Here is an 11,974-nt window from a genome sequence, read left to right on the forward strand (position 1 = left end):
TGGAGAAATGGCTTATGCAGCCTGTCGATATCAGCCCGCTCACAGTCCCGGCATTGGAGCCTGGAAATGGTGCACGGACCGTTCCAGGAGCCGCAGTTGCGTGCGCTGCCGCCGCGGCGATGTTCGTGAGGGCCTGCTGATGACTGAGGTGATACTGACGATCGCCGTGCTGGCCTCGGTGGCCGCTGGCTGGACGGCGTTGCACTACCGGGCCCAGTGGCAGCGGAGCCGGCGGCAGGCGGAGCGCTGCAGGAGCGGGGCCAAGCGGCTGGGTGAACAGTTCGTTGCGGCTGAGGTCTATCTCGGTCAGCTGTCGCAGACCGTGCTTCCGGCGCTGAGTGGTGCGGTGCAGGCCGGCCGAGGGCACGGGGCCGGTCTGGTCATTCCTCCGCAGTTGGAGGGCACGCCGTTGGCGGGCCGGCTTGCCGAGTTGGCCGGGCAGTGCGGCGCCGTGATGGGGCAGGTGAACGAGCAGGCCCGGGCGGCGTCCGAGGTGCGGGTGGCGCAGGTGCGGGCGGAGGGTGAGCGCCGGGTTGCGCAGGCCCGGCAGGAGGCGGTGGGGGTGGCGGAGGCCGCGGTGCGGGGTTTCGCTCACACCGTGGTGGAGCGGGCCACCAGGCTCGGCGACACGATCAGTACAGGGGTGCGGCAGCATGTGTCGGACAAGGCGTACGCGACCCTGGTGGAGATCGATCACCTGGCGCAGCAGATGCTGCTGGCCGGCTCCGGGTATGCGGTGCTGGCGGGCGGCAAGCTCACCCGGCGCTGGCCGGCGACGACGCTGACGGACGTCGTGCGTATGGCGATGGGCCGGATCGAGGCATACGAGCGCATCGAGCACCCGGAGATCGACCATGTCGCCGTGCACAGCCGGGCCGTGGAGGCGGTGGTGCACACCCTGGCCGTGCTCCTGGACAACGCGGCGAGGTACTCGCCGCCGTCGGCCCGGGTGCATGTCTCGGTGCAGCAGGGCCACAGCACCTGCTCGCTGATCGTGGACGATGCGGGCCTGCAGATGGATCCCGAACGTCTGGCCTGGGCGCGGGAGATTCTGTCCGGCCGGCGACGCGACATCACCCAGCTCGGTGCCTACCCGCAGACCGGCCTGCGCGTGGCCGCCCTCCTGGCAGAGAGCTACGGCTTCCACGTCGAGATGACCGCGCCGAACATCTTCCGCGGCACGCGGGCTGTGATCGTGCTGCCCACGGAGCTGCTCACCACTCCTGTCAAGGAACAACCGGCCGAGCAGCCGGCACCGGCATCTGAGGATGCCGGATCCGAGCCGGCCGCTGCGGCGGCCACCACCGCGGGCGGGCTCACACGCCGGCGGAAGGGGGCGGCGGTGCAGGCCGCTCCTGCCCTGCGTGCCCTGCCGGCGGCCCCGGCGGAGCCGGGACGGCCGAGCGTGGCGGCGGCCTGGCAGCAAGGGACGCAACGGGCACGGGCAGATCAGAAGACCACTGCAGATGAGGGACGTTGACCATGGCTGCTGCTGCGGCTGAAACGCATTCGAATTCGCTGGGCTGGCTCCTGGACGAGCACATCGGTGCCGTCCCGGGTGTCCGGTACGCCGTCCTGGTCAGCGGTGACGGCCTGCTGAAATCCCGCACCCGGACGCTCGGCCAGACGGAGGCGGAGCAATACGCGGCGCTCACCGCGGCACTGCGGGCCACCGCGCTCGCGTTCAGGGATCTGACCGGCGACGAGCGCATGCGGCAGGTGCTGGTCGAGCTGGACGGCTGCATCTCGCTGACGACGGTGGCCGGGGACCACAGCCTGCTGTCGGTCTGCACCGAGCCCGACGCCGACATCGGGCTGATCAGCCACCAGATGGCGGCGCTGGCGGTGCGGACAAGGGAGCAGCTGGGAACGGCCGAGCGCCGCCCTGAGACGGACCCTGAGGCGGACGGCGGCGTGCCGGCATGACCGGGCCGCGGCGTGACCCCGACATGATCAGGCCCTACGTCCGCACACGCGGCCAGGGCCGCACACGCCCGGACGTGCGCCTGGAAAGCGTGGTCATCGCCGCGGCAGCCCCCCTCACCGGGGTGGGGATCGACGCCCGGCGGGTGATGGCCCTGTTCTCCGGTGGGCGTGGCGGTCTGGCGGTCGCCGACATCGCCGCCGCGTTGGACCTGCCGCCCACCACGGCGCGGATTCTCGTGTCGTCCCTGGTCGACAGCGGCCATCTGACCAGCCCCGTCGCCGCTCACCAGCCCGACGCCTTCTTGATGAGGAGAGTGCTCAATGGACTCCGCAAGGCACTGTGATGAGGCGCCCGTCTCCTACGTGCCGGCCTCGGTGACCCAGTCCGCCAAGATCGTCATCGCCGGAGGTTTCGGCGTCGGCAAGACCACGCTGATCGGCAGCGTGTCGGACGTGAAGCCGCTGCGGATGGAGCAGCCCATCACGCAGGACAGCGTGGGCGTGGACGACCTGCGCGGCACGCCGGGCAAGACGACCACCACCGTCGGGATCGACTTCGGCCGTCTCCACCTGTCCGACGGCGACGGCCAGGGCGACCAGATCGCCCTGTATCTGTTCGGGCTCCCCGGGCAGATGCGCTTCCGGCTCCTGTGGCAGGACCTGGCCGACGGAGCCATGGGCTGCCTGGTCCTGGCCGACACCCGCGACCTGGACGCCTGCCACCCCGCGCTCGACCTCCTCGACGCCCTCCACATGCCGCACACGGTCGCGATCAACACCTTCCCGGACGCCCCCTCTTACCCGGAGACGGAGCTGCGTCAGGCCCTGGCCCTGGATCCCGGAACGTCACTGACCTTCTGCGATGCCCGCGACCGCACCTCCAGCATGCTCGCCCTGATCACGCTGGTCGAACACCTGCCCGCGCTCCGCGCAGACACCCTCCTGGAGCCCCTGCGATGACCCCCACCACCCCCAACCCGGCCGCCGCACCCGACAGAGTCGTCCTGTATGAGCGGGACTTCTCCGACGACCCGCACGCCGCCTACGCGCGCATGCGGGACACTCACGGCCCGCTGGTGCCCGTGGAACTGTCCCCCGGCATCCCGGCCACCCTCGTCATCGGCTACCGGCAGGCCCTGAGCATCCTGCACGACCCGAACCGGTTCCCCGCGGACCCCAGGACGTGGCAGCAGCAGGTGCCGATGGACTGCCCGGTGCGGCCGATGATGGAGTGGCGGCCCAACGCGCTCAGGTCGGGCCCCGCCGAGCACCCCCGCTACCGGGCCGCCAACACCGCCGCGATCGATGCCACCGACCAGCACGCCCTGCACCGCCTCGTCGAGGAGATCTGCGCCGAAGCCCTCGCCGAACTCCAGCCCGCAGGCTATGTGGACCTCCTCATCCAGTACGCGCACAGGATCGCCTCCCGGGCCCTGAACGGGCTGCTGGGGTGCACGCAGGAGATCGGGTCACAGATCGGCGCCGGCATGGCCGAAATCTTCAACGCCACCGATCCCGCATCTGCCGCCCGCGGCAACACGATCCTCGCCCAAGCCGTCGCCGAACTGGTCGCCCTGCGCCGGCAGCATCCCGGCGACGACATCACGACACGGCTGCTCGCCCACCCCGCCCACCTCGACGACACCGAGATGGCCCACCAGCTCGTCACCCTCTACGGCGCCGGCATCGAACCCCTGGCCAACCTGATCGCCAACACCATCCTGACGATCCTGACCGACCCGGGCTTCGCCGCCGCCCTGCACGCCGGACGGACCAGCGTCCGCGCCGCCCTCGACGGTGTCTTGTTCAGGGACCCGCCGATGGCCAACTACTGCATCTCCTACCCCCCTTACCCGGCCGACGTCGACGGTGTCCTGCTCCCGGCTCACCAGCCCGTGCTGATCTCCATGACCGGCTGCAACAACGACCCCGAGCTCACCGCCGGCCTCCCCGCGGACGCCGTCACCGGCAACCGCGCCCACCTGTCCTGGAGCGCCGGCCCCCACACCTGCCCCGCCCGCGTACCCGCCTACCTCATCGCGGAGACCGCCATCACCTACCTCCTCGATGCCCAGCCGGAGATCGACCTGGCCGTGCCCGCCTCTGAACTGCGCTGGAGGCCCGGTCCGTTCCACCGCGCCCTGGAATCCCTGCCCGTCACCCTCGCAGCCTGACCAAGGAGACCCGCCGTGTCCTCCACCGTGTCCTCCTCCGAGCAGCCGATCCTCGTCCTCGATCCCGCCGGCTCCGACCCCCACACCGAGCACCAGGCCCTCTACGCCCGCGGCCCGGCCACCCGTGTGGACGTCCTCGGTGTGACCGCCTGGTCCGTCTCCGACCCCCAGCTCCTCAAGCAGCTCCTCAGAAGCTCGGACGTCTCCAAGGACGCCCGCCGGCACTGGCCCCTGTTCGCCGACACCGTCGGCACCTGGCCGCTCGCCCTGTGGATCGCGGTGAAGAACATGTTCACCGCCTACGGCGGCGACCACCGCAGGCTGCGCCGCATGATCGCCCCCGCCTTCAGTTCGCGCCGCATCCAGGCTCTTCAGCCCGCCATCGAGCAGATCGTGACCGCGATCCTCGACGACCTCGGCCAACGGCGGGCCGGACAGATCATCGATCTGCGTGAGCACCTTGCCTACCCGCTGCCGATCGCGGCGATCTGCCAGATCATGGGTGTCCCCCAGGAGCAGCGCGGCGGCTTCCGCGGCGTGGTCGACGGCGTCTTCGACACCACCCTCACCCGCGACCAGGCCACCGCGAACACCAGCGCCCTCTACCGGTCCCTCGACGTGCTGATCGAGGCCAAGCGTGCCCAGCCCGGCGACGACATGATCTCGCTCCTCATCGCCGCCCGCGACCACGACGGCGACGGCGACGGCCTCACCCATGCCGAACTGCGCGACACCCTCGTGCTGATGATCAGCGCCGGATACGAGACCACGGTCAACGTGATCGACCAGAGCCTGGTCGCCCTGCTGTCCGACCCCGGCCAGCTCCAGCACATCCGCGCCGGCCGCGCCAACTGGAACGACGTCGTCGAGGAGACCCTGCGCGCCCACCCCGCGGTCAAACACCTGCCGCTGCGCTATGCCCTCACCGACATCCCCCTGCCGAACGGCTCGACCATCCGCAAGGGCGAAGCCATCCTCGCCTCCTACGCCGCAGCCAACCGCCACCCCGACTGGCACGAGCGCCCCGACCGGTTCGACATCACCCGTCCCTCCAAAGAACACCTCGCCTTCGGGTACGGCGCGCACTTCTGCCTCGGCGCTCCCCTCGCCCGCCTCGAAGTCGCCACCGCCCTCCGCCGAGTCTTCGAACGCTTCCCCGACATCGAACTCGCCGTCCCCGCCGAAGACCTCGCACCGCTCCCCTCGCTCATCAGCAACGGACATCAGACCCTGCCTGTCCGCCTACAACTCGCCGCCTGATCCGCCCCGATCCCACGCTGACCTTGCCGGGCAGCCCGAGCCCCCCGGCATGCCGCCCCCTCCTGAGCGACTCCGCAGTCGAGTCGGGCAAACCATGACGACACGACCGTTCTCACGCTCCCGGCAGCTCCGCGTACGCCCGGCGCCCACTGCGGCAAGACGCGGCGGCCCGGCGCCCCAATAGCCCTACCCATCAGGAAAGTCCCCGCATGCACACCGCACGCAAGGCCGTTCGAGCCACGGCCGCCGTCATTCTGCTCTTCTGCAGCCTGATACCCGTCCTCCTGGACCCCCGGCACACACCCCGCCCCGGCCACGGACCGCAAGCCGCTCGCTCCCACCAGGGATAACAACCCCCCGCCCCACCGCCCGCGGCCCGTCCCCGCAGACAGGGAACCGCAGGCGACGAGCCGCACCGCATCAAGCCAACCGACGCTCCCAGACAAGGATCGCCCGTGCAGTCCCGGTTCACCGTCCTCGACGACACCCGCCGCCACCCCGACCTCGCGGCACGGATCACCGACATCCTGACCACAGTGGCAACACCGATCGAGGAGACCACCGGCCTCACCCTCCCCCCGACCGTCCGCTACCGCCTCACGACACCGAAGGCGTGGCGGCGGGAGAACATCGGCGCCAAGGTGCGCACCCTGATCCAGGACACCGCTGACCTGGCCCTCACACCCGAACAGACCAAGCCGGTCGCCCTGGTCCTCAAGATCACGCGCATCGTCCCCGTGCTGGTCTGGCCTCTGGTGACCGGGGCGACAGTGACGGCGGCCGACGGCGAGCAGGAAACACGGATAGCCCCCCGGGCCCTGCACCACGGCGGACTGCTGGCCGACGAACCGGTCCTCGTCCAGATGATCGCCCACGAGCTGGTCCATCACGTGCAGGCCGCCCACACCGACACGACGGCATGGCAAACCCTCTTTCCTGAGCACCGCGCCATGCCCCATCCCCGCATCACGTCGATGTTCCTGGAGGGGCACGCCCGGTGGACGGACCAGCAGATCACACAGCACCTGTACGGTGCACCGGTCGATGATCGGCAAGCCCCCCGGTCTCTGCGGTACCGCCTCCACAACCACATTCCCGGAATCCGCCACCTCGGCCCAAGCCGCGCCGCATACGAAGAAGGAGCCCGCTTCTTCGCGTACGTAGCCGCCCACGCGGGCCTCGACCAGATCAACCGGGTCTGGAAAGACACGACTTTGCTGCCCACCAAGGACGAGTTCACCCACCCGCAGTCCTGGCTCGACCGCACCGCCCCCTGAACCCACCCCGGGCAAGCCCGCCCATCCATCCGACGCGCCCACCACGCGGGACTCCCGATGACTTCCGACTCCCTCATCCTCATGCGACCGCCCGAAGCACAGGCATGGAGTGTTCCCACACTGGCCGACGATCCGGTCCGCGAGGCATTCGTACTGCTGGGCCCGGCCTGGCGCAGTTCCGTCGCCCAACCCGTCCAGGCCGGTGGCACGTTCGACGCGGTCCAAGCACCCCAGACCTTCGCCGGACCGGCCCTTGACGGTCTGCGCCGGGCGGGCCGAGACCACGGAGCGGTCTTCGCTGACGGCACCCGGTGGACCTTCTTCGTCACACCAGGTTCCACAGGCCACGCCTGGCCGCCCTGGGTCACCTACCGAAGCGGACCCGCCCTGCTCCTCCCACCGCGTGCCGCCCGCGCCGACGACCTCGGTCTGCGATGGATCACCCGCGGCACCCCGCCCGGGCGACTGTGCACCCCGGCCGAAGCGCTGTGCACCAGCCTCAGCACTCCCGCACACCCGGGGACGCGCCTGCGCACACCTGGGATCTGAGCCGGTCCTGACCATCCACGACGTCCACCTCCAGGTCCTGATGACCTGACACCTCTGGAAGTACCCCATGTACCACAGCAGCACGAACACCGTTCCGAACTCGGCGAGGGTCTGGAACTACTGGGCCGGCGGCAAGGACTACTACGAGGCAGACCGCAAGGCCGGCGACGCCTACGCCGCCATCGCTCCCCAGGTCGTGACGATGGCCCGCGAATCCCGCGCATTCCTCATCCGCACCGTGGCCTGCGCCGCGGGTGAACTGGGCGTACGCCAGTTCCTCGACATCGGCACCGGCCTGCCCACCGCCAACAACACCCACGAGGTCGCCCAGCGCATCGCCCCCACCTCACAGATCGTCTACGTCGACAACGACCCCATCGTCCTCGCCCACGCCCGAGCACTGCTCACCAGCACACCCCAGGGCAGCACCGAATACATCGACGCCGACCTGCACCACCCGGAGAAGATCCTCGACCAGGCCCGCACCATCCTGGACTTCGAACAGCCCGTGGCCCTGATGCTCATGGGCATCCTCGGCCACATCCAGGACTACACCGAAGCCACCGCCATCATCCAGCACCTGAAGGACGCCCTGCCCTCCGGCAGCCTCCTCATCCACTACGACGGCACCAACACCAACGCCGAACTGTCGAAGGCGCAGGCCGGCTACGACGCAACCGGTGCCATCCCCTACGTCCTGCGCAGTCCCGAGGAGATAGCCGCCTACTACGAGGGGTTCGAACTGCTGGACCCCGGCCTCGTCCCGTGTCCTCTGTGGCGTCCTGAGCCCGGCTCCTCTCCGACGCCCACTGACGTCATAGGAGGCGTCGCATACAAGCCCTGAGCGCCCACCCGGCGCGCCACCAGCCGGCCGCCCTGCCAGCACCCGGGACTGCCCACGGGCACTGATGACGAAGGACAACCATGACACCGGCCCCTACGACGAGGACTCCGCACGGCCATCTGGCTGAGCCTCCACAGCCCCCTCAACCCCCGGGAACCGGGGCTCACGAAACCGGCCGGCCGCCCGGCCGTCAGTCTCGACCCCCGGCCGCACCCGAACCCGCCTTGCAGGACGACAAGGCGCTGACACGGCGCCAGAAGCAGATCCTCGCTTTCATCGAGGCATCGACCCAACACCGTGGCTACCCGCCCTCGCTCCGCGAGATCGGTACGGCAGCGGGGCTGAGCAGCACATCCAGCGTCCAGTACCACGTGAAGATCCTGGTGAAAAAGGGCCTGCTCAAACGTGATCCGAACCGTCCCCGCACCTACCAGATCGTGGCCGACGCTGAAGCCACAGACCCGGCCCCCGATGCCGTCCCGGGTTCTCTGTGCAGTCTTCTGGTCCCCGGCAACAGCACCGACGACATACCCGGGGCGGCATGCGTCCTCCAGATCAGGCTCACCCCTGCCGTCAGCGCCGCCCTGCTCGACGGCGCCTTGCTGACCGTGGACACAGCACGCACCCGGGTCCCACCACCCTCACAGGCCGCGTGGTAGCCGTCACACACCCCCTGTAGCAAACACCCCCTACCCCGCTGACGCCCACCGCCACCGGCGCCAAGGACCGCGTACGGCAGCCACCTGACGACGCGCGGCCGGCATCCCACACACCGCCCGACCCGCTCCGACCACCCGGAGGACAATGGTGACCGCATCTCCCGACACCCGCTACAACACACTGCCTCCCGGCGCCGCCGACATGTACCGACGCCTGAGCATCCTGCCCTTACCCGACGGGAACTTCGACAGCGCCTACGCCGCCGCCCTCACCGGACTGCCGCGACCGGACGCAGAGAACATCCTCGCCGTGCTTGCCTCCACCAGCCTGGTCGAGTCCGCATCCGCGGACGAGACACCCGGCACCTTCTACTGGTTCGACGACACCACCCGCGCACATGCCGCCGGCCGGCTGGCCCAGGAACCGCCCGAACACCGTGCCGAGGTCCTGCGCCGGGCCCTGGACTACCTCCTGGACACCGCCTCCCGCGCCGAACACCGGCTCACCCCGACCCACCGCCCCCTCGCCCGGGAGTACGTCCACCCTCCCGCCGACCCGCTCGTCTTCGAGACGGACGCCGATGCCCTGGCGTGGCTGGAAGCCCACCGGGACACTCTCCGGACGGCGATCACCGCGGCGGACGAGGCCGGGATCGACTCGGTGGTGTGGCAGCTCACCCACGCCCTGTGGCCCCTGCTGCGCGCCCGCCACGACCACGACCTGTGGGACCAGACCCACCAGCGCGCCCTCGGCGCCGCCCGCCGCTGCCAGAACCGCACCGCGGAACTGGAGATCCTCGGCACCTGGGGCGTGGGCCTACGCACTGCCGGTCTCCATGCCGATGCCATCGAGGCGTTCGACCGAGTGCTCCAGCTCGCGCGTACCCACGGCGACCCGCGTGCCGAGGCGCAGGCGCTCCACGAGCTGGGTGCCACCCACCTTGCGGCCGAGCGCCCTCAGGAAGCGGAGTCCTTCCTGCTCCAGGCTCGCAGCCGGCGTACCGCCCTCATTCACCACGCCGAAGCCAACGACGACACGGACAGCGAGCGCACGTTCCGCCGCGCCGTAGCCGTAACCGACATAGCCCTGGGCCAGACCCAGCTCCTCCTCGGCCGGACCGGCGAGGCGGTCGCGACGCTCTCCTCCGCCCGCGCCACACTCCTCACCATCCCCGACCCCCTTGATGCGGCACGGGCCATGGCCTGGCTGGGCCGCGCCCACGCGCTCAACGGCGACACCAACCAGGGCGAACAGCACGGACGACAGGCGATCACCGAAACCGACCAACAGGGCACCCCCCGGTGGCAGGCACGCAGCCGCGAACTCCTCGCCCAGACGCTCCAGGAAGCAGGCCGCCACGAGGAGGCACGCCACCTCTACCAGGACGCCGTCCGTCGTTACTCACCCATCAGCCGGCCCGACAGCACCCGCGTCCTGGAACGCCTCGGCGAGCTGACTACAGGCACCGAGGGAGACAGCGATGGCGATGCATGACGGAATCGACATCAACCTGGCCGGTCCATACATGCGCCTCGCCACCGTTGCCAGCCTCAGCCGCCACGATTCAAGTCCACTGGTTGCAGGGACCCGGGCGGCCTGCCAAGGTGACCGCTCAGCCCCGGTAGGCAACGCCTCCTCGACTCGGCCAACCGCTGGCGCGAGCGGTAGCGGGCCCCGGCTGCCGCTGGGTGGCCCTCGCGGACGGCCGTGTGCCGGCGAACCTGTGCGTGGACGCGTGCATGACGCTGCGCAACGCCTGCGGTCAGCTGGGGGTGCGAGCCGAATAGCTGCCGATCGACCTGGCGATCCGGAACAAGGACGGAGGCGGGACCCGCTACGGCTCGCTCACGCCGAGCCGGACCGGGCCTTCGTGGAACAGGCACTGCGTGCTCGTGCTGCCCGACTCCGAGCGGTTTGTGGACGCTACCGTGGAACAGTTCGACGAGGTCCGTGAGATCGGCATGGGTCCGGTGATCGGCAACGTGGGGTTGTCGATCACCGGCCACGGCTCGCTGCCTGCCCGCTGGGCGCACCGGCCGCTGGGCCCCGTTCACTCGCTTATGGTCTTTTCGTGAACGCACTGCCAGTGGTACCTCTAGTAGACTGTCGCGGCTAAGTGTCGTTCTGGTTGGTGGAGTTGGGGTCGGGCAGGCTTTCGCTCGGCCAGGCAGGGGTGCCGTGTCCTCGCAGAAGAAGTATCCGGTTGTGTTGAGTGCCGAAGATCGTCAGGCGTTGGTGCGTGTGACGACGACGGGGGTCCGGAGCGCGTCGATGATCAGGCGGGCGCGGGTGCTGCTCGCGCTCGACACCTCGGTCGGCGAGGTCGATCCGCGGGCGGTGATCGCGGACCGGGTCGGGGTCTCGTGCGATTCGGTCCGCCTGATCTCGAAGCGGTACGCGGAGACCGGCGGCGATGTGTGGGCCACGGTCGGCCGGAAGGAACGCGCACTCCCGCCGGTGCCCTCCGCCGTGACCGGCGAGGTCGAGGCGAGGCTGATCGCGCTGGCCTGCTCGACGCCGCCCAAGGGGTATGCCCGGTGGTCGCTGCGCCTGCTGGAGAAGCATGTCGCCCTGGTCGAGGACATCCCGGATCTGGACCACTCCACGATCGGGCGGGTGTTAAAAAAACGGAACTGCGCCCTCATGTGAAGAAGTGCTGGGCCATCCCGCCGGCCGCGAATGCGGCCTTCGCCGCGGCGATGGAGGACGTCCTGGCTGTCTACCGCCGACCCTTCGACCCGGCGCGCCCGGTGGTGTGCATGGACGAGAAGCCGTACCAGCTGCTCGGCCACGTCCGCGATCCGCTTCCCGTGCGGCCCGGCCGTGACCGGCGCGAGGACAACGAGTACGTCCGCTCGGGGACCTGCTCGATCTTCTGCTGGGTCGAGCCACTGCGCGGATGGCGGCGCGTGGATGCCCAGCCCCGCCGGACCAGGGTCGACTGGGCGCACCAGGTCGAGCACCTGCTGACCGTGGACCATCCCGACGCCGCCAAGGTCGTGCTGGTGATGGACAACCTCAACACCCACACCACCGCCTCGCTCTACGAGGCGTTCGACCCGGCAAAGGCCTTCGCGCTGGCCCAGCGCCTGGAGATCCACCACACTCCCAAGCACGGGTCCTGGCTCAACATCGCCGAGATCGAGCTCTCCGCACTCACCCGCCAGTGCCTGGACCGCCGCATCGACGACCTCGCCGTACTCAACGCCGAACTTGCCGCCTGGCAGCAGCACACCAACAGCAACCAGCGCCAAGTCGACTGGCACTTCACCACCGACGACGCA

General features: G+C 70.0%; 14 protein-coding genes. All 14 read left to right on the forward strand.

Annotated elements, in window-relative coordinates; all coding sequences use genetic code 11:
* The first annotated feature begins 139 nt into the window (after positions 1-139).
* On the forward strand, positions 140-1,480 hold the full coding sequence (locus AC27LF_RS43145; protein WP_479664660.1) for an ATP-binding protein: 1,341 nt from the start codon (positions 140-142) through the stop codon (positions 1,478-1,480).
* A 2-nt stretch (positions 1,481-1,482) separates the two neighbouring features.
* Positions 1,483-1,926 carry a roadblock/LC7 domain-containing protein gene (locus tag AC27LF_RS43150; protein WP_479664659.1) on the forward strand — a complete coding sequence of 148 codons (444 nt, stop codon included), beginning with the start codon at positions 1,483-1,485 and terminating at the stop codon, positions 1,924-1,926.
* The gene (locus AC27LF_RS43155; protein WP_479664658.1) at positions 1,923-2,270 is read left to right on the forward strand and encodes a DUF742 domain-containing protein; all 348 of its coding nucleotides are present in this window, start codon (positions 1,923-1,925) and stop codon (positions 2,268-2,270) included. Before AC27LF_RS43150 ends, AC27LF_RS43155 begins: the two co-directional genes overlap by 4 nt.
* Positions 2,248-2,886 carry a GTP-binding protein gene (locus AC27LF_RS43160; protein WP_479664657.1) on the forward strand — a complete coding sequence of 213 codons (639 nt, stop codon included), beginning with the start codon at positions 2,248-2,250 and terminating at the stop codon, positions 2,884-2,886. The genes AC27LF_RS43155 and AC27LF_RS43160 overlap by 23 nt, the downstream gene beginning before the upstream one ends.
* Positions 2,883-4,100 carry a cytochrome P450 family protein gene (locus AC27LF_RS43165; protein ID WP_479664656.1) on the forward strand — a complete coding sequence of 406 codons (1,218 nt, stop codon included), beginning with the start codon at positions 2,883-2,885 and terminating at the stop codon, positions 4,098-4,100. Before AC27LF_RS43160 ends, AC27LF_RS43165 begins: the two co-directional genes overlap by 4 nt.
* A gap of 15 nt (positions 4,101-4,115) precedes the next feature.
* A complete protein-coding gene (locus AC27LF_RS43170) occupies positions 4,116-5,360 on the forward strand; it encodes a cytochrome P450 family protein (protein WP_479664655.1) in 1,245 nt (414 codons plus the stop codon).
* Positions 5,361-5,815: 455 nt separating this feature from the next.
* Complete coding sequence (locus AC27LF_RS43175) at positions 5,816-6,637, forward strand: zinc-dependent metalloprotease (protein WP_479664654.1); 822 nt, start codon at positions 5,816-5,818, stop codon at positions 6,635-6,637.
* Positions 6,638-6,694: 57 nt separating this feature from the next.
* On the forward strand, positions 6,695-7,186 hold the full coding sequence (locus tag AC27LF_RS43180) for a hypothetical protein (protein ID WP_479664653.1): 492 nt from the start codon (positions 6,695-6,697) through the stop codon (positions 7,184-7,186).
* A 67-nt stretch (positions 7,187-7,253) separates the two neighbouring features.
* Positions 7,254-8,030 carry an SAM-dependent methyltransferase gene (locus tag AC27LF_RS43185; RefSeq protein WP_479664652.1) on the forward strand — a complete coding sequence of 259 codons (777 nt, stop codon included), beginning with the start codon at positions 7,254-7,256 and terminating at the stop codon, positions 8,028-8,030.
* A 224-nt stretch (positions 8,031-8,254) separates the two neighbouring features.
* Complete coding sequence (locus AC27LF_RS43190) at positions 8,255-8,689, forward strand: LexA family protein (protein ID WP_479664651.1); 435 nt, start codon at positions 8,255-8,257, stop codon at positions 8,687-8,689.
* Between the two features lie 148 nt (positions 8,690-8,837).
* Positions 8,838-10,184, forward strand: a complete 1,347-nt coding sequence (locus AC27LF_RS43195; RefSeq protein WP_479664650.1) for a tetratricopeptide repeat protein — start codon at positions 8,838-8,840, stop codon at positions 10,182-10,184.
* A 392-nt stretch (positions 10,185-10,576) separates the two neighbouring features.
* Entirely contained in the window at positions 10,577-10,765 is a 189-nt protein-coding gene (locus AC27LF_RS43200) for a hypothetical protein (RefSeq protein WP_479664649.1), read from the forward strand.
* A 196-nt stretch (positions 10,766-10,961) separates the two neighbouring features.
* Positions 10,962-11,339 carry a helix-turn-helix domain-containing protein gene (locus AC27LF_RS43205; protein ID WP_479664648.1) on the forward strand — a complete coding sequence of 126 codons (378 nt, stop codon included), beginning with the start codon at positions 10,962-10,964 and terminating at the stop codon, positions 11,337-11,339.
* Positions 11,336-11,974, forward strand: a 639-nt coding sequence (locus AC27LF_RS43210; RefSeq protein WP_487227866.1) for an IS630 family transposase, incomplete at its 3' end; no start/stop codon positions are given. The genes AC27LF_RS43205 and AC27LF_RS43210, both read left to right, overlap by 4 nt.

The sequence above is a fragment of the Streptomyces diversicolor genome (genome assembly GCF_057537855.1).